Annotated in this window: 20 protein-coding genes; 6 read left to right on the top strand and 14 right to left on the bottom strand. The window is 74.7% G+C overall.

The features are described from left to right. Positions 1 to 30: 30 nt before the first annotated feature. The 3 genes from GA0070610_RS03630 to xylA are packed head-to-tail and all read right to left on the bottom strand — an operon-like array spanning position 31 to position 3,826. Positions 31 to 1,134 (bottom strand): DUF5925 domain-containing protein, encoded by a 1,104-nt coding sequence (locus GA0070610_RS03630; RefSeq protein WP_172896378.1) that lies wholly within the window; start codon positions 1,132 to 1,134, stop codon positions 31 to 33. 40 nt (positions 1,135 to 1,174) lie between these two features. Next, on the bottom strand, positions 1,175 to 2,626 hold the full coding sequence (gene xylB, locus GA0070610_RS03625) for a xylulokinase (RefSeq protein ID WP_088998715.1): 1,452 nt from the start codon (positions 2,624 to 2,626) through the stop codon (positions 1,175 to 1,177). Between the two features lie 12 nt (positions 2,627 to 2,638). Further along, entirely contained in the window at positions 2,639 to 3,826 is a 1,188-nt protein-coding gene (gene xylA, locus GA0070610_RS03620) for a xylose isomerase (RefSeq protein WP_088998714.1), read from the bottom strand. 75 nt (positions 3,827 to 3,901) lie between these two features. Between xylA and GA0070610_RS03615 the strand changes: the two genes are divergently transcribed. After that, the gene (locus GA0070610_RS03615; protein WP_231925892.1) at positions 3,902 to 5,140 is read left to right on the top strand and encodes an ROK family protein; all 1,239 of its coding nucleotides are present in this window, start codon (positions 3,902 to 3,904) and stop codon (positions 5,138 to 5,140) included. 127 nt (positions 5,141 to 5,267) lie between these two features. Then, positions 5,268 to 6,938, top strand: a complete 1,671-nt coding sequence (locus GA0070610_RS03610) for a SpoIIE family protein phosphatase (RefSeq protein ID WP_172896377.1) — start codon at positions 5,268 to 5,270, stop codon at positions 6,936 to 6,938. A gap of 157 nt (positions 6,939 to 7,095) precedes the next feature. On the opposite strand, the gene GA0070610_RS03605 is transcribed toward GA0070610_RS03610, so the two are convergent. Further along, positions 7,096 to 7,629 (bottom strand): MarR family winged helix-turn-helix transcriptional regulator, encoded by a 534-nt coding sequence (locus GA0070610_RS03605; protein ID WP_088998712.1) that lies wholly within the window; start codon positions 7,627 to 7,629, stop codon positions 7,096 to 7,098. Between the two features lie 96 nt (positions 7,630 to 7,725). On the opposite strand from GA0070610_RS03605, the gene GA0070610_RS03600 reads away from it, so the two are divergent. After that, a complete protein-coding gene (locus GA0070610_RS03600) occupies positions 7,726 to 8,856 on the top strand; it encodes a PP2C family protein-serine/threonine phosphatase (RefSeq protein ID WP_088998711.1) in 1,131 nt (376 codons plus the stop codon). A gap of 6 nt (positions 8,857 to 8,862) precedes the next feature. On the opposite strand, the gene GA0070610_RS03595 is transcribed toward GA0070610_RS03600, so the two are convergent. The 9 genes from GA0070610_RS03595 to GA0070610_RS03555 form a co-directional block, all read right to left on the bottom strand. Then, positions 8,863 to 10,344 carry a sugar transferase gene (locus GA0070610_RS03595; RefSeq protein ID WP_088998710.1) on the bottom strand — a complete coding sequence of 494 codons (1,482 nt, stop codon included), beginning with the start codon at positions 10,342 to 10,344 and terminating at the stop codon, positions 8,863 to 8,865. A 213-nt stretch (positions 10,345 to 10,557) separates the two neighbouring features. Further along, the gene (locus tag GA0070610_RS03590; RefSeq protein WP_089003239.1) at positions 10,558 to 12,318 is read right to left on the bottom strand and encodes a substrate-binding domain-containing protein; all 1,761 of its coding nucleotides are present in this window, start codon (positions 12,316 to 12,318) and stop codon (positions 10,558 to 10,560) included. A gap of 142 nt (positions 12,319 to 12,460) precedes the next feature. Continuing rightward, on the bottom strand, positions 12,461 to 13,498 hold the full coding sequence (locus GA0070610_RS03585) for a lactonase family protein (RefSeq protein WP_088998709.1): 1,038 nt from the start codon (positions 13,496 to 13,498) through the stop codon (positions 12,461 to 12,463). A 135-nt stretch (positions 13,499 to 13,633) separates the two neighbouring features. Then, positions 13,634 to 14,236 carry a GTP-binding protein gene (locus tag GA0070610_RS03580; protein WP_088998708.1) on the bottom strand — a complete coding sequence of 201 codons (603 nt, stop codon included), beginning with the start codon at positions 14,234 to 14,236 and terminating at the stop codon, positions 13,634 to 13,636. Then, positions 14,217 to 14,606, bottom strand: coding sequence for a DUF742 domain-containing protein (locus GA0070610_RS03575; protein WP_088998707.1), 390 nt, complete (start codon positions 14,604 to 14,606; stop codon positions 14,217 to 14,219). The genes GA0070610_RS03580 and GA0070610_RS03575 overlap by 20 nt, the downstream gene beginning before the upstream one ends. After that, positions 14,596 to 15,015, bottom strand: a complete 420-nt coding sequence (locus GA0070610_RS03570) for a roadblock/LC7 domain-containing protein (RefSeq protein ID WP_088998706.1) — start codon at positions 15,013 to 15,015, stop codon at positions 14,596 to 14,598. The genes GA0070610_RS03575 and GA0070610_RS03570 overlap by 11 nt, the downstream gene beginning before the upstream one ends. Next, positions 15,015 to 17,543, bottom strand: coding sequence for a sensor histidine kinase (locus tag GA0070610_RS03565; protein ID WP_088998705.1), 2,529 nt, complete (start codon positions 17,541 to 17,543; stop codon positions 15,015 to 15,017). The genes GA0070610_RS03570 and GA0070610_RS03565 overlap by 1 nt, the downstream gene beginning before the upstream one ends. 232 nt (positions 17,544 to 17,775) lie before the next feature. Next, positions 17,776 to 19,266 (bottom strand): catalase, encoded by a 1,491-nt coding sequence (locus tag GA0070610_RS03560; RefSeq protein WP_088998704.1) that lies wholly within the window; start codon positions 19,264 to 19,266, stop codon positions 17,776 to 17,778. Positions 19,267 to 19,298: 32 nt separating this feature from the next. Continuing rightward, on the bottom strand, positions 19,299 to 19,718 hold the full coding sequence (locus GA0070610_RS03555) for a Fur family transcriptional regulator (protein ID WP_088998703.1): 420 nt from the start codon (positions 19,716 to 19,718) through the stop codon (positions 19,299 to 19,301). A gap of 174 nt (positions 19,719 to 19,892) precedes the next feature. Here GA0070610_RS03555 and GA0070610_RS03550 point away from each other — a divergent pair, with 174 nt between their 5' ends. The 3 genes from GA0070610_RS03550 (at position 19,893) to GA0070610_RS03540 (ending at position 22,196) form a co-directional block, all read left to right on the top strand. After that, positions 19,893 to 20,486, top strand: a complete 594-nt coding sequence (locus tag GA0070610_RS03550; RefSeq protein WP_088998702.1) for a hypothetical protein — start codon at positions 19,893 to 19,895, stop codon at positions 20,484 to 20,486. Positions 20,487 to 20,496: 10 nt separating this feature from the next. Beyond that, on the top strand, positions 20,497 to 21,462 hold the full coding sequence (locus GA0070610_RS03545; RefSeq protein ID WP_088998701.1) for a hypothetical protein: 966 nt from the start codon (positions 20,497 to 20,499) through the stop codon (positions 21,460 to 21,462). Positions 21,463 to 21,824: 362 nt separating this feature from the next. After that, on the top strand, positions 21,825 to 22,196 hold the full coding sequence (locus GA0070610_RS03540; RefSeq protein WP_088998700.1) for a hypothetical protein: 372 nt from the start codon (positions 21,825 to 21,827) through the stop codon (positions 22,194 to 22,196). A 112-nt stretch (positions 22,197 to 22,308) separates the two neighbouring features. On the opposite strand, the gene GA0070610_RS03535 is transcribed toward GA0070610_RS03540, so the two are convergent. After that, positions 22,309 to 24,096, bottom strand: a complete 1,788-nt coding sequence (locus tag GA0070610_RS03535) for a glycoside hydrolase family 6 protein (protein ID WP_088998699.1) — start codon at positions 24,094 to 24,096, stop codon at positions 22,309 to 22,311. Between the last annotated feature and the right edge of the window lie 30 nt (positions 24,097 to 24,126).

Below are 24,126 nucleotides of genomic sequence, written 5' to 3'. Positions count from 1 at the left end.
GGGTGACGACGCGCGGACGCGCCCGAGCGCTCAGAGGTAGCCGCCGATCGCGGGCGGGGCGGCGGGCGCGACCGGTGTGCCCGCCCGCAGCGCGTACAACTCGGCGAGGGTGGCGCCCCGCGACGGCACCTGCGCCGAGGTGCCCAGCCAAGCGGCCGCCTCCTCGTACGACAACGGGCCCACCTCGATCCGGGCCAGGCAGCGCCCCGGGCGGACCACCGCCGGGTGCAGGCGGGACAGGTCCTCGTTCGTGGTGATCGCGACGAGCACGTCGCGCCCCTGCCCGAGCAGCCCGTCGGTGAGGTTCAGCAGCCGGGACAGGGCCTGCCCGGCGGCCTGCTTCGCCTCGCCCCGGATCAGCTCGTCGCAGTCCTCCAGGATGAGCAGCCGCCACCGGCGGCCCGTGCCCTGCTCGCCGTCCTCGTCCCCGACCGCCACCTCGGACAGGTACGCCGTGTCCGCGAAGAGCACGTCCGGGTCGAGTACGGCGTCGACCTGGCACCAGTCGCGCCACTGCCGGGCGAGGGCGCGCAGCGCGGTGGTCTTTCCCGTCCCCGGCGCCCCGTGCAGCAGCACCAGCCGGCCGGAGAGGCGCTCCGGGGTGGTCGCCATCAGCGCGTCGAGCGCCTCGCGGGCCGCCGCGGTGTAGTTCGGCCGGATCGCCGCCCAGTCCGGCGCGGCGATGGACCGTACGTCGCGCTGACTGCCCCGGCGGGGGTTCTGGTGCCAGAAGCCGATCCGGCCGGCGCCCGGGTCCTCCGGTTCGGCGGCGCCGTCGACGATCCGGTCGAGAGCCGACCGACCCACCTCCTCGGACACCGCCGTGACCGTCACCTCGGCGCCGCGCCCCTTCCAGGTGACCACCCGGGCCGTCCAGCCGTCGCCGGCCAGCAGCCGGGACCGCTGCCGGTTCTCGACCGCCGTGCGCAGCAGCCGCCCGTCGGGGGCCGTCAGCGGCGCGTCGGGGCGCACCCGGGAGAGCCGGACGGTGTGCGACCACGGGTGCCGGCCCGTGACGAAGTCCGCCAGGACCAGCGCGTCGATGACGTCGCAGGGGGTGTCCGCGTCGTCGTACTGGAGCATCGAGGGGATGCCGGTGCCGGGTGCCGCGTCCGTTTCGGGGGTGGTCCGCATCCGTCGATGATCGCGAGCCGGCGCGCGCCCGTACAGTCGTTTACCCCGCCACGGCGTCGACCCGGTCGAGGAAGTGTTCGCGGGCGGCGGCGTACCGCTCCCGGACGGCGGGGACGGGGGCGTCCGCGTACTCCTCGGTGCCCGCGACGGACCACGCGGGGGGCGCCGCGCCGCCCAGGGCGACCCAGGCGGCCTGGCGGGCGGCGCCGTCGGCGACGTACTCGCCGGGCGGCGGGACGACCACCGGCACCCCGAGGACCTGCGGCGCGATCCGGCGCACGGCCACCGACCGGGCTCCGCCGCCCACGAGGATCACCCGGCGGACCGTGGCGCCCTGGGCGGTGAGCGCGTCGAGACCGTCGGCGAGTGCGCAGAGCAGCCCCTCGACGGCGGCGCGCGCCAGGTGGGCCGCCGTCGAGGTGCGCAGGGTCAGCCCGTGCAGGGCACCGGACGCCAGCGGCCGGTCGGGTGTCCGCTCGCCCTCCAGGTAGGGCACCATGACCAGCCCGTCCGCGCCGGCGGGGGCGGCGAGCGCCAGCCCGGCCAGCTCGTCCAGGTCGACCCGGAGCATCGCCGCGGCGGCGTCGAGCACCCGGGCCGCGTTGAGCGTGCAGACCAGGGGCAGGAAGCGGCCGGTGGCGTCGGCGAAGCCGGCGACCGTTCCGCTCGGGTCGGCGGCCGGGGCGTCGGCGACGCTGAACACGGTGCCGGAGGTGCCGATCGAGAGGACCACGTCGCCCGGGCCCGCGCCGACGCCGAGCGCGGCGGCGGCGTTGTCCCCGGTGCCGGGGCCGAGCACCGCCCCACCGGCGGGCAGCCCCGGCAGGACGTCGGGGCGTACGTGGCCGGCCGGCTCCGCCGGGCCGAGCACCGCCGGCACGTGCGGCCGCCGGCCGAACGCCCGCTCCAGCAGGTCGAGCCGGTAGTCGCCGGTGCCCGGGGACCAGTAGCCGGTGCCGCTGGCGTCGCCCCGGTCGGTGCGCAGCGCCGCCAGGTCGGGCGCGCCGGCCAGCCGCCAGGTCAGCCAGTCGTGCGGCAGGCAGACCGCCGCCACCCGGGCGGCGCGCTCCGGCTCGTGCCGGGCCAGCCAGCGCAGCTTCGTGGCGGTGAAGCTCGCCACCGGCACGCTGCCCACCGCGTCCGCCCAGAACCGGCGGCCCGCCTCCCCGCCGCCGGCCTCCTCGACCAGTTCGGCGGCGGCCCCGGCGGAACGCGTGTCGTTCCACAGCAGCGCCGGCCGGACCACCTCGCCCGCCTCGTCGAGGCAGACCATGCCGTGCTGCTGGCCGGCGACGGAGACCGCCGCCACGTCGGCCAGCCCGCCGGCGGCGTCGACCGCCGCGCCCAGCGCGGACCACCACGCCGCCGGGTCGACCTCGGTGCCGTCCGGGTGCGGCGCCCGGCCCTGCCGCAGCAGCGCGCCGGTCTCCGCGTCCCGGACGACGACCTTGCAGGACTGGGTCGAGGAGTCGACCCCCGCGACGATCGGCATCGCCGGCGGCCCTCAGCGGGCGCCGAGCAGGTGCTCGACGGCGAGCTGGTTGAGCCGGACGAAGCCGAAGCCCTTCGCGGCGGCCGCGTCGACGTCGAACTCCTCGAACGCGGACCGGTCGGCGAGCAGGTCGGCGTAGCCCTCCCCCGGCGCCAGCGTCGGCGTGCCCAGGTCGGCGACCCGGCTGGCGGCCAGCGCCTCGGCGACCTCCGGGTCGGCCCGGAACGCCGCCGCCCGCTCCCTGAGCAGCAGGTAGGTGCGCATGTTCGCCTCCGCCGACGCCCAGACGCCGGTCAGGTCCTCGGTGCGTGAGGGCTTGTAGTCGAAGTGCCGGGGGCCGTCGTACGCGGGCCCGCCGCCGGGGCCGCCGTGCTCCAGCAGGTCGACGAGGGCGAACGCGTTCAGCAGGTCGCCGTGGCCGAAGACGAGGTCCTGGTCGTACTTGACGCCGCGCTGGCCGTTGAGGTCGATGTGGAACAGCTTGCCCTGCCAGAGCGCCTGGGCGATGCCGTGGGCGAAGTTCAGGCCGGCCATCTGCTCGTGCCCCACCTCCGGGTTGAGCCCGACCAGCTCGGGGCGGGCCAGGGTGGAGATGAAGGCCAGGGCGTGCCCGACGGTGGGCAGGAGGATGTCGCCGCGCGGCTCGTTGGGCTTGGGCTCGAGGGCGAAGCGCAGGTCGTAGCCGGAGTCGACGACGTACTGGCAGAGCACGTCGACGGCCTCGCGGTAGCGGTCCAGGGCGGCGCGCACGTCCTTGGCGAGGTCGTACTCGGCGCCCTCCCGGCCGCCCCACATCACGAAGGTGCGGGCGCCCAGCTCCGCGGCGAGGTCGACGTTGCGCAGCACCTTGCGTAGCGCGTAGCGCCGCACGTCGCGGTCGTTGCTGGTGAAGCCGCCGTCCTTGAAGACGGGGTGGGTGAAGAGGTTGGTGGTCACCATCGGGACCACCAGGCCGGTCTCGTCGAGCGCCTTACGGAAGCGGGCCACGTGCTGGTCGCGGGTGGCGGCGTCCGCGCCGAAGGGGATCAGGTCGTCGTCGTGCAGCGTGATCCCGTACGCGCCCAGCTCGGCGAGCCGGCGCACCGCCTCGACCGGGTCCAGCTCGGGCCGGGTGGCGTCGCCGAACGGGTCGCGGCCCTGCCAGCCCACCGTCCAGAGGCCGAAGGAGAACTTGTCGGCGGGAGTGGGACGGGGTGCCATGGCAGACCTCCGAGGTGTCGTCCGCTATTTGTTCAGTGGTTGAATTATTTGGCCGGCCCGTGGCAGTGTCAAGGGGTGACCCGACCCGACGCCCCGCCCGGGGCCGTACGCCAGGGCAGCCTGCGCGAGTGGAACCTCGCCGTGGTGCTCGGCCGGATCGCCGCCGCCGACCGCCCGCCCTCCCGGGCCGAGCTGGCCGCCGGCACCGGCCTCACCCGGGCCACGGTCTCGGCCGTCGTGGAGGACCTGCTCGCCGGCCGGCTGGTCACCGAGGCGGAGCCGACGCCGCGCACCGGCGCGGGCCGGCCGTCGAGGGGCCTGGTGCTCGCCACCGACGGGCCGGCCGGGCTCGGCCTGGAGATCAACGTCGACTACCTGGCCGCCTGCGTGGTGGACCTCGCCGGTCGGGTCCGCCACCACACCGTGCGCCGCGCCGACCTGCGGCCCCTCTCCGCCGCCGAGGCGCTCGCCCGGCTCGCGGACCTGGCCGCGCACGCCCGCGCCGACGCCACCCGCGAGGGGCTGACCCTGGCCGGCGCGGCCCTCGCGGTGCCGGGCCTGGTCGACGACGCCGGCCTGGTCCGCCTCGCGCCGAACCTCGGCTGGCGCGACGTGCCCGTCCCGGCGCTGCTCGGGAAGGGGCCGCCGCTGACCGCGCACGTCGACGGCGTGCCGCCGCTGGTGGTCGACAACGAGGCCAACCTCGCCGCGCTGGGCGAGCTGCACGCCGGTCCGGCCGGCCGGCCCAGCTTCCTGCACATCTCCGGCGAGGTCGGCATCGGCGCCGGGATCGTGCTCGACGGTGCCCTCTACCGGGGCGCACGCGGCTGGAGCGGCGAGATCGGCCACCTCCCGATCCGGCCCGACGGCCCGCCCTGCCGGTGCGGCAGCCGGGGCTGCCTGGAGACGTACACCGGTCAGGAGGCCATCCTTGCGGCGGCCGGCCTCGCCGGCGCGGACCTGCCGGCGGACACCGCGACGACCCGGCTGGCCGAGCTGGCCGGGGCCGGCGACCCCGCCGCGCTGCGGGCCCTGGCCGGGGCCGGGACCGCCCTGGGCGTCGCCCTCGCCGGCGTGGTGAACCTGCTGGACCTGGACACCGTGGTGCTCGGCGGCGGATACGCCCCGCTGGCGCCGTGGCTGCGCCCGCCGGTGCTCGCCGAGATCTCCCGGCGGGTGCTCACCGCGGCCTGGTCCCCCGTCACCGTCCGCCCGGCGACCCTCGGCGCCGCCGCCGCGGCCGTCGGCGGGGCCGGTTCGGTGGTACGCCGGATCCTGGCTCGGCCGGCCGGCTGGCTGGCCCGCCCGGCCTGAGCCCCGTTCCTCCGGTGGCGACGCGGCTTTGCCTCGGTACGCTTGCCCCGAGGCAACGACCCACATCCGAGGAGTGCACGACCAGCATGCGCACAGGTCGACAGACCGGGGTGCCCGGCGAGCGGCGGTGACCACCGCTTCCCGAGGCGGTGTCACGGGCCCGGCCGACGGCGGGCAACCCGCCCACCCCCGCCCCGACCGCTCCCCCGGCACCACGCCGCCGGCCGACTCCCGGCTCACCCGCGAGGTGCTCGACGGGCTCACCGAGGCGGTCGTGACGGTCGACCGGGCGGGGCTGGTGACGCTGGTCAACGCGACGGCCACCGCGCTGCTCCCCGAGCTCGCGCCCGGCACGGACCTGCGCGCCTGCGCGGTGCCGGCCGTGGCGCGGGCGGTCGACGCCGGGGCGGACGCCTTCGACGCCGAGCACGGCGGTCGCCGCCTGCGTGGCGTACGGCGCGACCTGGCCGACGGGCGGCACGCCTGGTATGTGCGGGACGTCACCGAGGAACACGCGCGCACCGAGGCGCTGCACGTCGAGCGGTCCCGCACGATGTTCCTCGCCCAGGCCGGCAACCGGCTCGGGCTCTCCCTCCAGCGTGAGCAGACGCTGCGCACCGCCGCGACCCTGCCCGTGCCCTACCTCGCCGACCTGGCTCTGGTGGTGCACCTGCCGCCCCCGCCGGCGGCGGATCAGCCGCACTGGATCCGGTACGACGGGACCGAAGCCGCCCCGGCGACAGGCCTGGCGACGTGGCCGTTGACCGGCTCGCTGCCCGGTCTGGCCGAGGCGCTGGCCGGCCACGCGGTGGGCCCGTCCCCCTGGCCGGACGCGGAGGCGGCCGACCCGGCCACCGTGCTGCCGGCCGACTTCGGCCGCCCCGGCACCGTGCTGGTCAGCCCGATGCGGGGCGCCGGGCGCACCATCGGCGCCCTGGTGCTGGTCCGCCGCGCCGGGCGTGCCGGCTTCGACGGCCGCGACGTCGAGCTGGCCCGGGAGTTCGCCACCCGCGCGGGCACGGCCCTCGGCGCCGCCGACCTCTACGGCGAGCAGGTCCACCTGGCCCGGGTGCTCCAGCACAGCCTGCTCCCGCCCGACCTGCCGGCCGTACCGGGCGCCGCCCTCGCCGGCGGTTACCGGGCGGCCGGCGACCGGCTGCGCATCGGGGGCGACTTCTACGACGTGTTCCCCGTCCCGGGGGGCGCGATCTTCGCGCTCGGCGACGTGGCCGGCAAGGGCGTCGGCGCGGCCGTGCTCACCGGTCGGGTCCGCCAGTCCCTGCGGACCCTGCGCCTGGTCGAGCAGCGGCCCCTGGAGCTGATGCGGCTGCTCAACCAGGCGCTCTTCGACGCCCCGGACGCCGCCCGCCGCAGCCAGTTCACCACCCTGCTGCTCGGCACCCTCGAAGCCGCGGCCGACGGCGGGTTCACCGTCCGGATCGCCGGCGGCGGCCACCCCTCCCCGCTGCGCGTACGCGCCGACGGCGGGGTCAGCCCCGTGGCGGTCGGCGGGATGCCGGTGGGCGCGCTCGCCGCCGCCCGCTTCGCCGAGGCCGAGTTCCGCCTCGCCCCCGGTGAGCTGCTGTTCGCGTACACCAACGGGGTGGTCGAGGCGCGCGGCGGCCCCGGCGGTCAGGAGATGTTCGGTGAGGAACGGCTGCACGCGGCGCTCGCCGCGGCCGCCGGGTCGACGCCGGCGGAGCTGGTCGACCGGCTGCTGGAAGCCCTCGACGGGTGGCTCGACGGGCAGAGCCAGGACGACATCGCGATGCTGGTCGTCGCGGCGGCGCCGGCCTGACCCGCCCTCGTGCCGAGCGGCAGCGCCCGGGCGGCTCGACGCGGGCACTTCGACGTCTTCGACCCCGAGCGCCTGCGCCCGGCGGGACGGGGCAGGACCACGTCGGCCGCCGTGCTGCCGGGAACGTGACGGCCTGGTCGTGAGCGGGGCGCCCGGGTCAGGCCGTCCTGGCCACCCGCGGCCCGTTTCCGGACCGCTCCTGCGTCGGCAGGGTTGCCGCGCGCTCCCTCGGCACGCCCGGCCAGGGGCCGGCCGCCTCGACGGACTCCACGGACGCGTCGCGGTGGCGGGCCGCCTCGTCGAACTCCCGCATGCCGCGCAGCAGGGCCTGCCGCCCCTCGGGGGTCATGTCGGCGAGGATCGCCGCGAGCTGCTGGCGCCGGTCGTCCCGCAGCTCCGTGAGGAGCCGGCGCGCCTCCGGGGTGAGGTGCAGCGCGATCTCCCGCCGGTCGAACCGGCCGGGCTCGCGTTCCAACATGCCCGCCGCCACCAGGCGGTCGCAGAGTCGGCTGGCGGAGGAGAGCAGCATGTCGAGCCCGGTGGCCAGGCGGCGCAGGTTGATTCCCTCGTGCTGCTCGACGAGCATGATCGCGCGCAACTGCGCGCCCGAGACCCGACTGGTCGTGCGCTCGCGCGCGGCCTCCCAGACCGTCAGCAGGGCACCGGCCACCGCGTCGAGCTCGACGGCCATACTCGTCTCGGGTCCGTCGGGACCGTGTACTTCCGCCATGGTGGGCCCGAGACTACTCCGAATCCACTGGTCTGGGCTCGTGCTGAAGGAGCGATGATGAGCGAACCGGTCAACCGGGCACGGCACGTCCTCAACGAGGCGCCCGCCGATCTCCTGCTGGACCGGATCGCCGACGTCCTGGCCGCGGGCTACGGGACGACCCGGGTGGAGCTGCTCCAGGTCGACTACCGGCTGGCCGCCCTGCTGCCGCTGCTCGGGGACGAGCCCGTCACCACACCGGGGCACCCCGCCTGGCGCTGCTTCGACCACCAGGCCCCGATCGTCGCCGACGACACCGGCTACCTTCCCGTGTCGATGCGCGGGGAACGCCGGGGCGTACTGGTGGTGGCCCCCGTGCCGACGCGGCCGGGCGCGCTCGACGAGCTGACGGAGATCGCGACCGCGCTCGCCCACGAGATCGCCGCCGTCACCGACGGCACGGACGTGTACCGGATGGCAAGCCGCAGCAGGCGGCTCACCCTCGCCGCCGAGATGCAGTGGGAGCTGCTGCCTGGCCGCAGCCGGACCCGCCCGTCGTTCCGCCTGGCCGGGCAGCTGGAACCGGCGTACGCGGTACGCGGCGACAGCTTCGACTGGTCCGACGACGGCACCCGGGTCTGGTTGTCGACCATCAACGGCACGGGCGAGGGGGTGGCCGCCGCGATGCTGACCGCGCTCGCCACCCACGCGCTGCGCAACGCCCGCCGGTCCGGGCTCGGCCTCGCCGACCAGGCGGCCCTCGCCGACCAGGCCGTCTACGACCTGCACCGGGGCGACCGGCACATCGCGGTGCTGCTGATGGAGCTGGACCTGCGCTCGGGGCGGCTCACCGTCGTCGACGCCGGGTCGCCCCGCCTGGTGCTGCTGCGCGACGGGGACGTGCGGGAGCTGCCGTTGGAGGCGCAGTTCCCGCTCGGCATGTTCGAGGCCACCGACTACCAGGAGCAGTGCTTCGAGCTGTGCCGCGACGACCGGCTCTTCGTGGTCAGCGACGGCGTCATCGACGCCACCGGGCAGAGCGTCCGGTACGGCGAGAGCGCGCTGGACAGGTTCCTGCGCCGGACCGGGCCGATGGAGCCGCTGGACGCCGTCCGCTCGCTGATCGGCGACCTGCGTGCGTTCGTCGCCGGCGACCTGATCGACGACGCGGTGGTGGTCTGTCTCGACTGGACGGGCCCGCAGGACTGAGCGGGCTCAGTACGCCCCGCGACTGTTGACCACCGCGCCGAAGGTCTTCCACAGGATCGTCAGGTCGGCCGCGAGCGACCAGTTCTCCACGTAGTAGAGGTCGAGCCGGATGCCGTCCTCCCAGCTCAGGTCGGACCGGCCGCTGACCTGCCAGAGCCCCGTCATGCCCGGCTTGACCAGCAGGCGGCGGGCCACGTCGCCGTCGTAGCGGGCCACCTCCGAGGGCAGCGGCGGACGGGGGCCGACCAGGCTCATGTGCCCGAGCAGGACGTTGACCAGCTGCGGCAGCTCGTCCAGCGACCACTTGCGCAACAGCCGCCCGATCCGGGTCACCCGCGGGTCGTCGCGCATCTTGAACATCAGGCCGTCGGTCTCGTTGCGGGCGGCCAGCGCGGCCAGCAGGGCGTCGGCGTCGACCACCATGGTGCGGAACTTGTAGACGCCGAACTCCCGCCCGCCCTGCCCGACGCGGGTCTGCCGGAACAGCACCGGGCCCCGACTGTCGATCTTGATGGCCAGCGCGATGGCGGCCAGCAACGGCAGCAGCAGCGTCAGGGCCACCGAGGAGACAGCCCGGTCGACGAAGCCCTTGACCAGCTTGCGGGCCCCCCGGAACTCCGGCGCCTCGACGTGGATCAGCGGCAGCCCGGCGACCGGCCGGGTGTGGATGCGCGGGCCGGCGACGTCGGTCAGCGCCGGGGCCACCACCAGGTCGATGCCGGTGCCCTCCAGCTGCCAACCCAGCCGCCGCAGCCGGGTGGCGGTCAGCTCGCCGGAGGCGGTCACCGCGACGGTGTCCGCGCCGATGGCGGTGGCCGCCTCGGGGATGCCCCGGAACGAACCGACCACCGGCACGTCGCCCAGCCGCTGGGCCACCGGGGCGAGCAGCGCGTCCGGGATGCACGCGCCGACCACCTGGTAGCCCGCGTACGGCTCGCGGCGCAGCGTGTGCACCAGCTCCAGCACGTGCGCGGTGTCGCCGACCACCAGCACCTTGCGCGACCAGCCGGCACCCTCGGACCGCGCCCGGTGCAACCGCTTGCGGGCGGCGAACCGGGCCACCTCCAGGCCGAGCATCCCGACGGCGAACGAGATGCCGAGGAATCCCCGGGAGACGCCCACGTCGGCGATGTAGCCGGCGATCGCGATACCGCCGGCGAGGCGCAGGCTGGCGGTGCCGACCCGCCGGTACTCGTCGGCGCCGTAGCCGAGGACGCGGTCGTCGTAGCAGCGCAGCACCCGCAGCGAGACCAGCCAGGCGAGCACCAGCCCCGGGGCGACCAGGACGTAGGGGATCTTCGAGCCGCCGGGGGCGTCGTCGCCGAACCGGGCGACGTAGCCGACGAGCACGGCGACGGTCAGGACGGTGGTGTCCAGCACCACCAGGGAGCGGACGTAGGCGCGCTCGCGGGTGCGGGCCGGCCCTGGTCGTGGTTCGTCCGGTCTCGACGACGTGCTGGCGGGGGTCAACAGCGTCGCTGAGGTCACCGGCCCTCCCCACTTCGGTCGCCGACGGCCCGCCGGCCGGGCCCGGGTCGCGGGCCCGTCACGGGGGCACCAGGACATCCTGCCCCGACAACCATGGTCGCCGATTGCTTCGGACGCATTGCCGTCACTACTTTCCCCGAGGAACCCCTTTCGAGGAAAGGGCCCACGGCACCCGGTCCCGCACGCCGGACCCGCTCCCCGCTGCGCGGCGGCTCAGGCCGGAGCCTTGCGCAAGGCGATCGCCTTGAGGAAGATGTCGCCGATCTTGGTCGGGTCCTCGGTGACGAACGCCCCGCCGCCGGTGACGTCGGTGATCGACTTCAGCTCGGCCTTGCTCACGTCGCCGCCGATACCGATGATCACGACCTGGACGGGCCGCTCCGGGTCCTTGATCTTGTTGAGTTCGCCCAGCAGCTTCTGCTGCGTGATGCCGTCGGAGTCCTCGTTCTTGCCGTCGGTGAAGAGCACGATCGAGTTCACCCGGCCGGGCTCCCAGTTGTCCTGCACCTTCTGGTAGGCCGCCAGCACCGTGTCGTAGAGGCCGGTGTTGCCGGTCGAGGAGCGGATCGAGCCGAGGGACTGCTCCAGCTTGCCACGCTGACGGGACAACGGCCCGATGGGCAGCAGCTCCCGGTGGTCGCGGGCGCCCACCAGCTGGGTGGAGAACGTCCAGAGACCGATCGACCAGGAGTCGTCGAAGAGGTTCAGCCCTCGACGGGCCGCCTCGACGGTGACCTGCTGCCGGGTCGCGTTGCCCGCGTTGGCCACCTTCTCCTTCATCGAGCCGGAGACGTCGATGACGGCGAGCATCCGGCCGGACTGGGTGGCGATCGACCAACTGGAGACCGCCCGGTCCATGGCCTGCGGGTCGAGCCCGCCGGCAGCCGAGCCGCCGCCGTTGGTCGGCGGGGCCGGCGCGCCACCGGCCGGACTGGGCGCACCCTGCGGCGCGTCGAAGCCCGCCCCCCAGTTGCCGTCCGGCGCGCGCAGCGACCGGCTCGCCAGCCGGTCACGGAAGCTGTCGCTGCTGAGCACCTCGTAGAGCACCCGCGCCGCCGACGCCTTGGCCGGCTCGATGCCGGGCAGCACCGCGTACGGGTAGTCCAGCGCCGCGGGTGCCGGCTCCAGGTAGAGCGCGGCCAGCCGCACCGGCGGCTTCTTGCTGTTGTACTGGATCACGTCCTCTTCCGAGAGCGCCGCCGCACCCAGGCTGCTCGCGATCGTCGTCGGGTCCGAGGCGGTGGGGAACCGGGCGAGCAGGTCCGGCCGCAGCGCCGAGCGGTCGGTGGCCAGCGCCCGCAGCGCGGCGACCTTCTCCTTCTCGGCGTCGGGGCCGCCGGAGGCGCTGGCGGCGGCCGTCAGCGAGAGCAGGCCGGACAGGCCGGCGGCGTCGCGGGTCGGCTCGACGATCCCGGTGCGCAACGGCTTGTCGCTCTGCACCTGTTGCAGGAGCTGGGTCCAGCTGAACTTCTTCTGCGGCCAGCCCAGCCGGGTCGCGACCGGCTCCGGCATCGCCACGACCACCGGGCTGCGCGCGATGGACGCCCCGTTGCCGGGCTCGAAGGCGGTGGCGCCGCCGGTCTTGAGCCGCAGCAGCCACGTGGAGGAGTCGGGCACCCAGACGTCCGGGCTGACCGACGTGCCGCTGGCCTGCCCCACGCCGGCCAGGGTGACGCCGTGCTTGGCGGCGACCGTCGCGGCCACGTCGACGGGATCGGACGCCGTGACGTTCACCGCGATGCAGGTGTCGCCCACCGCGGCGCCGTCCTTCACCCACTGCGCGGCGGCGTCGTCGACCGCCGGCGCGAGTTCGGCCGCCACCGCGACGGAGAGTTCGAGCCGCCCCGAGCAGTCGGGTTGCGTCAGCTGCCGGTAGCCGAACCAGCCGCCGGCCGTGACGGCGAGGACGCCCACGGCGGCGGCTGCGGTGGCTGCGTGGAGGTTCGTACGCATGCGATGGCGGCCTGCTGACACGCTGACCATCTTGCGGACCTGTCAGGACAACTGCCACGGCCGTTCGGACGAAAGTTACGCAGGAGAAATAGTTGATCGCCAAATCGTCACTTCACGTGACGGCGCCGCCCCGCAGGAGTGACCCTGCGGACGTCGTGGCTGGTCAGGGCAGCACGCAGGTCGGGCTCGGCACCGCCACGGGCTCCCCGACCGGAGCCGGTACGCCGGTGGCCGCGTCCACCCGGAAGACCCGGACCATGTCGGCCCGCTCGTCGGCGACGTAGAGGTGCTCCCCGGCCCGGGCGAAGTGCCGCGGCCACTCGCCGCCCGTGTCCACCTCGGCGACGAGCTCCGGCAGCTCACCGGAGACGGCGAAGACCGCGACGGTGCCCACCCCCCGGTTGGCGACGTAGAGGTGCCGCCCGTCCGGGCCGACCGCGATCTCCGACGGCTGGACGTGCCCGGGCCGGTCGCTGGCCTCGACCCGGCCCCGCTGGTGCAGCGCCCCGTCGTCGGTCAGCTCGTAGGCGGTGACCGAGCCGTCCAGCTCCCCCGCCACCCAGCAGCGCCGCCCGTCGGGGTGCCGGGCCAGGTGCCGGGGACCGACGCCGGCGGCCGTACGCACCCGGGGCGCCCGGGGCACCAGCCGGCCGGTGGCGGCGTCCAGGTCGTAGCGGTAGATCGAGTCGGTGCCGAGGTCGACGGCGAGCAGCGGGCCCCGGCCCGGAGCCGGGTTCACCATGTGGGCGTGCGCCCGGTCCTGGCGTTCCGGGTCCGGCCCGTGCCCCTCGTGCTCCACCAGGTCGCTGCGCTCGCCCGGCAACCCGTCGGGGTCGAGCGGGAACACCGTCACGCTGCCGCCGCCGTAGTTGGCCACGACGAGGTGGTCGCCGCCCGGCACGACCGCCAGGTGGCAGGGCTCCGCGCCCCCGGTGGGCCGGCTGCCGAGCGGGGTGAGGTCGCCGTCGGCGCCGACCCGGAAGGCGCTCACCTGCCCGTCGGGCAGCTCGTTCACGGCGTACAGCACGGGCAGCCGCGGGTGCCGGACGAGGAACGACGGCGAGGGGGTCGTCGCGACGGTGCCGAGCGGGGTCAGCTCACCCGAGGCGGGGTCCCGCCGCGCCGCGACGATGCCGGTGCCCCGACCCCCGCTGTGCGCCGTGTAGCCGCCGATGTGGACGATCTCGCCCTGACCTGTCACCGGATCCGCCCTCCGTCGATTCCCGTACCGATCCCACCAGCCTTCCCGCTGGGCCGCCCGCTTAGCCCCGAAAACCCCGCCGAATCGCGGCGGCCCGGCCGGGCGGACGCCCGCCGGGACCGCCGCCGCGGGCGGTCAGGCCGTCGGCACGGGCTCGCCGCGCTGCCGGGCCACGTGCTCGACCAGCTCGATCAGCACCTCCTTGCCGGACTGCCGGTCCCGCGCGTCGCAGAGCACCAGCGGCACGTCGGGGTCGAGGTCCAGCGCCTGGCGTACGGACTCCAGGCTGAACTTCCGGGCGCCGTCGAAGCAGTTCACCCCCACCACGAACGGCACGCCCCGCTGCTCGAAGTAGTCGATCGACGGGAAGCAGTCGGCCAGCCGGCGGGTGTCGGCGAGCACCACCGCGCCGAGCGCCCCGAACGCCAGCTCGTCCCAGAGGAACCAGAACCGATCCTGTCCCGGGGTGCCGAAGAGGTAGACCTGGAGATCGTCGTTGATCGTGATCCGGCCGAAGTCCATCGCCACCGTCGTGGTCGACTTCGCCTCGACGCCGGAGAGGTCGTCGGTGCCGATGCTGGCGCCGGTCAGCACCTCCTCGGTCTGCAACGGCCGGACCTCGCTGAGCGCGCTCACCAGCGTCGTCTTGCCGGCGCCGAAGCCCCCGGCGATCAGGATCTTGAGCGCGAGCGGGATCCGGGAGCCGGATCCGGTTCGGTCATAGCGCACGGAGTCCACTGACCACCGCCTTGAGGATGTCGTCGTCGGGCAGGTACGTGGCGGCTGTCGGCTGGTGCACCGCGACCAGGCCCCGCGCCAGCAGGTCACCGAGGAGTACGCGGACCACGCCCACCGCGAGGTCGAGGTCGGCCGCGAGTTCCGCGACGGGGACCGGCCGGGCGGCCAGCTCCACCAGGCGCCGGTGCTCGGGGTGCAGCTCGGGATGGACGGTCGGGTCGGCGGCCCTCTCGGCCAGCACGTACGCGACCAGGTCGAACCCGTCGGCGGCGGAGCGCACCCGGCCGCCGGTGAGGGTGTAGGGCCGCACGACCGGGCCGGCGTCGTCGTCCAGCCACTCGTGCTGCGGCCCGGGCGACTCAGCCCGCATCGGCGACCCCCGCCGTCGACCGGGCGGGCGCGCTCAGGTTCTCCCCGACCCGGGTGACGAGCATCGCCATCTCGTACGCCACCAGGCCGATGTCCGCGTCCGCGTCGCTGACGACGGCCAGGCAGGCGCCCTGCCCGGCGGCGGTGACGAAGAGGTACGCGGACTCCATCTCCACCACGGTCTGCCGGACCGCTCCGCCGGCCACCTGCCGGCTCGCGCCCCGCGCCAGGCTCGAGAAGCCGGAGGCCAGCGCGGAGAGGTGCTCGGCGTCGACGCGGTCCATGCCGGCGGAGGAGCCGATCAGCAGCCCGTCCGCCGAGAGCACCACCGCCTGCCGGGCGGGCGGCACCCGTTCCACCAGTTCGTCGAGCAACCAGTCGAGATCGGCGCTCTGCCTCGTCGGATGCATCAGGCGTCCCTCTCAGTCGCGGTCATCGGTTCGGGGTCCACCGGCCGCTCGGCCGGCGTCGGGCTCGGGTCCTCGCGTGGCTGACCCTGCCCGTCGGCGGTGGCCTGCCCGGGGGCCGCGCCGGCGGCCGCCGCGCGGCCTCGGGCGGTGCCGGCCTGGAGGGCGGACATCGCCCGCCGTGCCTCTTCCGGGCTGCGCGGGACGGGACTCTCGATCACCGGTTGCCGCAGCGTCGGGCCGTCCAGCGCGGACCCGCGCCCCGGGCCGGCCCCGGGCGGCTGCCCCCCGCCCGGGGCCGCCGCCCGGGGCCGGACCGCCGCCGGCCGCCGACGCACCCGCCGCGGCAGCCCGTCGATCTCCCCGACCGCCTCGACGGGGGCCGGGCCGCCGGAAGCCACGCCGTTCGGGAGCGGACCGCCGACAGCCGCGTCGCCCGGAGTCGGACCGCCGCCAGCCGCACCGCGCGCTGCGGCACCTCCGGACGACGGGGCCGGACGCGCGGGGGCCGGGGCCGCCGTGGCGGGCTCGGCGGAGCGGGCCGGGCGGGGCAGCGTGCTGAGCCGGCTCGCCCGGGCGAGCCGCCGCTCCTCCGGGGTCCCCGTGGCCGGGCTTGCCACCGGCGGGCCGCCGGTCGGGGCCAGGGCGGGCTCGTCGGTGACCAGGTCGGCGGGGATGAGCACCACGGCGGTCAGCCCGCCGCCGTCGGACGGGCGCAGCCGCACCCGGACGCCGTGCCGGGCCGCCAGCCGGGCCACCACGAAGTGCCCGAGGCGGGCGGTCTCGGTCGGCTCGAAGTCGGGCGAGCGGGCCAGCCGCCGGTTCGTGTCCTCCAGCGCGGCGGCGGACATGCCCAGGCCCCGGTCGGTGATCTCGATCGCGTAGCCGTTCGCCACGTGCTGCCCGGCGACCTCGACCCGGGTCTGCGGCCGCGAGAACGCCGTGGCGTTCTCGATCAGCTCGGCGAGCAGGTGGATCACGTCGCCGACGGCCCGACCAAGCACGCCGGCGGGCGCCACGGCGGTGATGTCGACCCGGTCGTACGGCTCGACCTCGGAGATCGCCCCCCGGACGAGGTCGACCGTCGCCACCGGGTTGCGCCAGCCCCGGCCCGGGGCCGCCCCGGCCAGGATGACCAGGTCCTCGGCGTGCCGCCGCAGCCGGGTGGCGAGGTGGTCGACGCGGAACAGCTCCGCCAGCTCGTCCGGGTCCTCGGTGTGCCGCTCCATCCGGTCCAGCAGCGCGAGCTGCCGATGCACCAGCCCCTGGCTGCGCCGGGCGATGTTCAGGAACACCTCGTTGAGGCCGCGCCGTAGGGTCACCTCGTCGACGGCCGACTGGACCGCGGTGCGCTGCACCTCGGTGAACGCCCGCGCCACCTGACCGATCTCGTCGCCGCCGTACTCCAGCGGGGGCGCCTCCCGCGCGACGTCGACCTGCTCGCCCCGGCGCAGCCGGGCCACCACGTCGGGCAGCCGGCGCTCGGCCGTCTCCAGCGCCGCCGTGCGTACGCCGGTGAGCCGGTGCGCGAGGTTGCGACCGACCCGCAGCGCCACGAGGACCGAGACCACGACGGCGGCCAGCCCCAGCACGCCGGCGGCGGCGAGCCGGACCAGGATGCGTACGGCCGACGGCACCGACCGGTCGGCGAGCCCGTCGGCCTGCGCCAGCTCGAACTTCCGCAGCGCCTCGTGCACCGCCAGGTAGCTCTCCTGCCAGGCGGCCGGGTCCACCGCCGGCCGCGTGGTGGATCCGGCGCCGACCAGCGTGTCCTGCATCGCCCGCAGCCGACCGAAGGCCTCCCCCTCGGTCAATCGCTGGAACGCGGCGCGCTCGGCGTCCGGCAGGTCGGCGACCGCCGTCTCGGCGAGGAACCGCTGGTTGCCGATGGTCTGCACGAGCTGGAGATGCTCGCCGTCGGCGAACCGGCCGGCGGTGAACGCTCCGGCGAGCAGGGCGTCGGTCTGCCCGAGCAGCTCCCGCGACCGGCCGAGCGCGGTGACGGCGAGGGCCTGCCGGTTGAGCTCGCGGTCCGGCAGGCTGGCCATCGCGGAGAACGCCTGGAAGGCCGAATTGATCATGCCGCTGTAGAGCCCGACCGCGCCGGCCCGGTCCACCGCCCGCCGGTCGATGAAGCCCCGCCCGGCCGGCAGCGCCTCCAGGGCGGTGACCAGCTGGTCGAGCCGGGCGTCGAGGATGTCGTCGGCGGCGTCGCGCAGGTCCTCCCCGCCGACCCGGCGGCGCAGCTCGGCGATCGCCCGGTCGGTCCGCTGCCGCTGCTCCGCGAGCCCCGGTGCGTCGCCGTCGCCCGCCAACTGCACCACCGACAGTCGGCGCTCCCGTTGCAGCTCGGCCACCACGGTCTCGCCGGGACGGCCGAGGTCGTAGAGGAGGGTGCGGGCGGCGAGCAGGTCGAGGGCGGGCCCGAAGGTCAGCGTCGTGGCGAAGATCCAGAGCGCCAGCAGCGCGGTCACCGGCACGACGACCAGTGCGGTCAGCTTCGAGCGGATCGGCCAGTCGCGGGTGTTCAATCAGACCTCGCCCGGAAGGTGTGGCTGCGGGGGCGCCGGCGCCGGCCGGGCAGCGTCGCGGTCGGACCGTTCCGGCCCGCGGTTGCCGGGCAGGTCCGGCGGACGCCTTGGGCAGGATACGTAATCCTCGCCCGATGCACTACCGTCCGTCGCGTCGGGCCCACCGGACCGATCGTCCACAGTCGACGAACGCCCCGCCGGGGGCCGGCGGGGCGTTCGTGGGCGGTACGGGTCAGGCGTCGACGGCGATGCCGAGGCCCTCGGCGACCCGGCGGCCGTAGTCGGAGTCGCACTGGCTGAAGTGCCAGACCATCTTCTCCTGGATGTGCTTGTCGCACTGCGACAGCAGGGTGGTGAGGTTGAGGATCAGGTCGTCGCGCTCCCAGTCGTCCATCTCGCGGTAGCGCCGACCGGCCTGGGAGTAGTTGTTCTGCCGCTCGATCGGGGCCTTCATGATCTGGCCCGAGACGAACGGACGGTACTCCCGGTAGGACTCGTCGGCCTCCTGGAGGCCCGCGACCGAGGACGGCTCGAAGTTGATGTGCGGGTTGGCACCACGGTTGTCCACCCCGTACGACATCTGGCCGCCGCCCTGGTTGGTGCTGACCTGGACGTCCTCGCGCGGCCGGTTGATCGGCAGCTGGAGGTAGTTCGGGCCGACCCGGTAGCGCTGGGTGTCCGAGTAGGAGAACGTCCGGCCGACCAGCATCTTGTCGTCGGAGAAGTCGATGCCGTCGACCAGCACGCCGGTGCCGAAGGCGATCTGCTCGTTCTCGTTGTGGTGGTCGGTGATGTTGCGATTGAGCGTCATCATGCCGACCGGCAGGTAGGGGAAGTCCTCCTCCGGCCAGATCTTGGTGTCGTCGAGCGGGTCGAAGTCAAGCTCCGGGTGCTCGTCGTCGCTCATGACCTGGACGTTGAGCTCCCACTTCGGGTGGTCGCCGCGTTCGATCGCCTCGTAGATGTCCTTCGAGGCGTGGCCCAGGTCGGTGGCCTGGATGGCGTCCGCCTCGGCCTGGGTGAGGTTGTGCTCGCCCTGCTGGGACAGCCAGTGGAACTTGACCAGCACGCCCTCGCCCGCGGCGTTGACGAGCCGGTAGGTGTTCACCCCGGAACCGCGCATCGTCCGGTAGTTCTTCGGGATGCCGTACGGGGAGAAGAGCCAGGTCAGCATGTGCATCGACTCCGGCGTGTTCGACATGAAGTCGAAGATCCGGTTCGGCTCCTGGCGGAAGGTGACCGGGTCCGGCTTCAGCGAGTGGATAACGTCGGGGAACTTGATGGCGTCACGGATGAAGAAGACCTGGAGGTTGTTGCCCACCATGTCCCAGTTGCCGTCCTCGGTGCGGAACTTGACGGCGAAGCCGCGCGGGTCACGCGCCGCCTCGGAGGAGTCCCGGCCGCCGATGACGGTGGAGAAGCGGATGGTGACCGGGGTCTTCTTGCCCTTGGTCTGGAACAGCTTGGCCCGGGTGTACGTCGACGCCGGCTGGTCACCGATCGTCCCGTACGCCTCGAACTCGCCGTGCGCGACGAAGCCGCGGGCGTGCACCACCCGCTCCGGGATCCGCTCCCGGTCGAAGTGGCTGATCTTCTCCAGGAAGTGGTAGTTCTCCAGCGTCGCCGGGCCACGCGAGCCGACCGTCCGCTGCTGCTGGTTGTTGTGCACGGGGTGACCCTGACGGGTGGTGAGGATCTGCTTGCTGGCCTGCGGGTCGCTCATGGCTCTCCTCCAGATCGGTGTGGCGGCTGGCGTCAGCCGTGTCGCGGCTGGCATCCGGGGCACCGGCCCCAGTACGTGACCTCGGTGGCCTCCACCTCGAAGGCGGAGGCCCCGGGGTCGAGGCAGGGCCCGGGGGCCCGCTTGCGCCGGGTGTCGACGATCGCGCCGCAGTCCCGGCAGACCAGGTGGTCGTGGTCGTCCCCGCCCAGCTCGTACCGGGCCGGCCCGCCGGCCGGGGCGAACCGGCGCAGCAGGCCCGCGCCGGTGAGCGCGCGCAGGACGTCGTAGACCGCCTGGTGGGAGATCCGCCCGAGGCGGACCCGGGCGAGTCGGGTGATCGTGTCGGCATCCAGGTGCGGCCGGTCGCGTACCGCCGCGAGCACCGCGAGCCGGGGCCGCGTGACACGCAGCCCCGCAGCTCGCAGGCGTTCGACGTCGGATCCGACCGGCATCACCCCACCCAAGCTCGTTTTCTGGAACGAGTCAAGTTTTGACCTCCCGATCACGCTGTGTGACTCGTCATGCCCGGTCGGACAAGGGCCGCCGCCGGGTTCCTCAAGGAAAGTGCGCCGGAACGGGATTGGCGATCACCGAGCGGAGGGAATACCACCCACGAAGGAGGAGCCATGTCGCCCACGCAGGTAATCGTCATAGTTCTCGTCGTGCTGGTGATCGCGGCCGTGGCCGTGGCCGCCCGGTCGTACGCCCGCCGCCGCGCGCTGCGGTCGCGTTTCGGGCCCGAGTACGACCGCGCCATCGCCGAGCAGGACAGCCGGACCGCCGCCGAGCGGGAGCTGCGGGAGCGGGAGCGTCGCCACGCGGATCTCACGCTCACCCCGCTCGCCCCCGAGTCCCGGGCCCGCTACGCCGCCGCGTGGGAGGAGCTCCAGGTCCGCTTCGTCGACTCCCCCGCCGAGACCGTGGGTGACGCGGACGAACTGGTCACCCGGCTCATCGCGGAACGGGGCTACCCCACCGGCGAGTTCTCCGACCAGATCGCCCACCTCTCCGTGGAGCACGCCCGCACCCTGGGCCACTACCGCGACGCCCACGAGATCCACCTGCGCAACTCCCGGGGCGAGGCGAGCACCGAGGAACTGCGCCAGGCCGTCGTCCACTACCGCGCCCTCTTCGCCGACCTGCTCGGCGAGGAGCCGGTCGCGGCCCGACCGGCAGAGCAGCGCAACCCGGACAGCCAGCACGACGCCACGAGCCGCTAGGAGGATCACCATGCGCCAGGAAGAGCAGCGGGTGGGCAACGAGCACCCCGAGGCCGTCCGGTCCGAGCCGGTGCCGGTGCCGCCTCCGGGCGACCGGGCCGGCCGCGCCGACGTACCCGAGGACGCCCTCGACGACCGGGGCAACTTCGACGACCCGGCGGTCTCCGGCGACGAGCCGTCGCACGGCCGGGGCACCGGCAGGACCCGCACGAACGGGCGGGACGCCGACGGCGACCGCGCCGAGTTCCACGAGCCGGGGCCGGTGCCGACCGCCTTCGGCGCCACCAGCGTCGGCGGCGCGGTCGCCGCGTCCGCCCTGGCCAGCCCGCTTCCCGAGGACGAACCCGACCCGCGTACGGAGTCGACCGCGCGGCCGGGCGACGGCGCCGCGGACGGCCCCCGGGAGGGCCGCCGGGCGGACCCGACCGCGGAGTTCCACCGCTCCGTCGGGCTCGGCGACGCCCGTCCCGACGAGCGGCAGGCCCGCCGGGGCGACGCGGAGGCGCTGCCCACGGACGCCGTCGACGGCCGCCCCGAGCGTCGGGCCGACCTGACCGAAGACGCGGAGGCCGGTGCGGCCGGGTACGGCAGCGCCACGCCGGCCATGGTCGACCCGGACGCCGAGCACACGCCGGCCGGACGCGCGGGCGCCGGAAAGCTGGAGGCCGCCGGTTTGGACCGGCCGGCGGGCGCCACCGTGGCCGCCGAGCCGGCCAGCCTCTTCGACCCCGCGATGGCACAGGGCTTCCGGGACCGCTGGCGGGACGTCCAGCTGCGCTTCGTGGACGACCCCCGCGCCGCGGCCGGGGAGGCCCAGTCGCTGGTCGACGAGGCCATCCAGGCGCTCTCCTCGGCGCTGTCCGCGCAGAAGAACAAGCTGGGCGGCTGGCAGGACGCCGGTTCGTCCGACACCGAGCAGCTCCGGATGGCCGTCCGCCACTACCGCGACTTCCTGGACCGGGTCCTCGGGCGCTGACCCCGGTTCCCACGAGGCGCCCCCGGCCGACCGGCCGGGGGCGTCGTCGCGTCCACGACCCGGGCGCCGCTGCCGCCGCCTCCCGTGCCCGGCCCGCAGCGCCCGGTGTCCCGGCCCGGTGAGGGCGCCGCCGCGTCGACGGGTCCCCGGCGGCGGTCGGGAGGGCGCCGTGGCCGGCCGGGCCGCCCTCGGTGACCAGGCGGCGGATGTCGCCGGGGAGGCCCGCGGCGGACGTTTGGCCACCGGAGACCTCCGAGGAGGAGCGCTGAGCCGTCCCACCGCCGGTATCCGGCATGGGCACCGCCACGCCGGGTACGCCAGCGGGATCAGGAGACACCACCTGGTGACGGGAGGGCAGCGACATGACGGATCGTGACCGTGACCGGCCGCTGGAGGAGAGCCCGGAGATGGCTGCGGCGGCCGAGGACGACACCGGCATCGCGCAGCTGATGACCGGGGGCGGCGCCGATCGCGACACTCCGTCGTTCACCGGGCCCGGGGACGAGGCGGGTCGCGACGAGCTGATCGGCGACCCGTACGCCGCCGGCACCGGTGCGACGGGCACCGGCACGGGCGCGGCCCCGGACGGCATCCGCACCGGGGCGGAGCAGCCCTGGGAACCGGAGGACCTGGTGGCGGCCCGGGGGCAGGACATCACGCCGGAGAACGTCGAGCGGGCCCGCCGGGACCTGGCCGAGCTGGGCCGCGCCGCGATCGAGAAGACGGTGCCCTGACCGGCGTACGCGAGGGGGCCCCCGGCCCGACCGTCGGACGGTCGGGCCGGGGGCCCGGGGAACCTGCCGCTGGAGCGCCTCACCTACTGCCAGCGACGGGTGGGCTCCGGTCTCAGAGCGCCGGGTACGCGTTCTGCATGAGCTGCGTGAACTGCGCGGGGAACCAGGCGCCCGAGATCGGGGCGTCCGGCAGGGCGCCGCTCATGCTGTTGCCGTTGCGGGCGTTACCGGTGTAGGTCGGGTCGCACATCCGGTCGAAGCCCTTGCCCTCGTTGTTCGGGATCTCCTTGCTCGAGCCGTCCGACTCGCCCGGGGGCTTCACCCAGACGTAGGCGTCGATGCCCGGCTCCGGCGCGGCCTTCGGCCGCTCGCCCAGGCCGGCCCCGGCCTGGTTGCACCAGTTGCCGGCGTGGATCCGACGGTCCACCCGACCGCCGTTGACGTACGTGTCGACACTGGTCGTCGCACCCGGGCCGGTGGGCCGGGCGGTGCCGCCCCAGCCGTTGCGGGAGGTGTCGATCAGCATGCCGATCTTCGAGTCGAAGCCCCTGGCCACCAGCTCGTTGCGGAACGCCTGGGCGAACGAGAGCTCATCCACGTAGAAGTTCCAGTCGATCCACTTGGACTGCCGCACGCTGGTGCCGTTGACGTTGTCGGTGATCTTGATGTACGGCTCTCGCAGCGCCGAGTAGTTGGCGGTGTTGACGATGAAGCCGTGCACGTTGTTCACCGTGCTGCCGGAGGCCACGGCGGCGTCCTTCAGGATCTGCGCGGTCGGGCCGAAGTTGCTGTCCCAGCCGATCCAGCCGTGGTGGGCGGCGTCGATGTAGTTGTAGACGTTGCCGATCGCGCCCAGCTTCGACAGGGCGTAGCCGACGCCGTTGACGTAGGCGCCGTTTGCCTTCACGGTGTCGCACATCGCGGTGCCGCCGGGGTTGCCGGAGGTGTTGGTCACCAGGTTCGGCAGCGAGTCGATCTCGATGATGTTGACGATCCGCAGGCCGGCGTACTTCGGGTCGCCCTGGATCGCGGCGATCGGGTCGATGTACTCGGCCTTGTAGCGCGGCAGCTCGTCGGCCCGCAGCTCACCGTTGGACGCCAGCGCGGCGCAGTCGCGGCCGGGCAGGTTGTAGATGACGAACTGGATGTAGTCCGCGCCCTGCTCGAGGGCCTTGTCCAGGTGGTCGCGGACGCCCATCGCGCCGTTGGAGCTGCTGTCCGGGGTGCCGTTGATGGCGGCGATCCGGTCGATCCACACGGCGGTCGGGTTGTTCGACACCCGGTTGCCGCCGGGCACCGAATCGGCCTTGGCCTTCCACTCCGGGTTCACGTACCCCTGGGCGTCCAGGTAGGGGTTGTCCACCTTCTGCCCGGGTGGCGGAGTGGTGGGCGGCGGGGTGGTGGGCGGAGGCGTCGAGGGGGGCGGCGTCGTCGGCGGGGCCGTGGTGGGCGGGGTGGTGGTGGGCGGGGTGCCGCCGTTGCAGGTCACGCCGTTGAGGGTGAACGAGGTGGGCTTCGGGTTGCTGCCGCTCCAGGCGCCGTTGAAGCCGATGCTCACCGTGGCGCCGGTGGCCACCGCGCCGTTGTAGGACTCGTTCTGCGCGGTGACGTTCTGGCCGCTCTGGGACCAGCGGGCCGACCAGCCCTGCTGCACCCGCTGGTTGCCGTCCGGGAAGGTGAAGCCCAGCGTCCAGCCGTTGAGGGCGTCGCCGACGTTCTTGATGTTGACGGTGGCGGTGAAACCACCCTGCCAGTCGCTGGTCGTGTACGACACGTCGCACTGGGTGGCGGCGTGCGCCACGGTGACCGGCAGGGTCACCAGCCCGCCCGCGACCAGGGCGCCCGCGCCACCGAGCGCGAGGGCCCGGCGGGGGCCGGACAGCCTTCTCCACACATTCATGCCACTGATCTCCTTGGGCGAGACCGGATC

It is taken from the genome of Micromonospora echinofusca (genome assembly GCF_900091445.1).
In the GTDB taxonomy this organism is placed as follows: Bacteria; Actinomycetota; Actinomycetes; order Mycobacteriales; family Micromonosporaceae; genus Micromonospora; species Micromonospora echinofusca.
The sequence above is the reverse complement of the archived record's forward strand: the minus strand, read 5'-3'. Positions and strand labels throughout refer to the sequence as shown.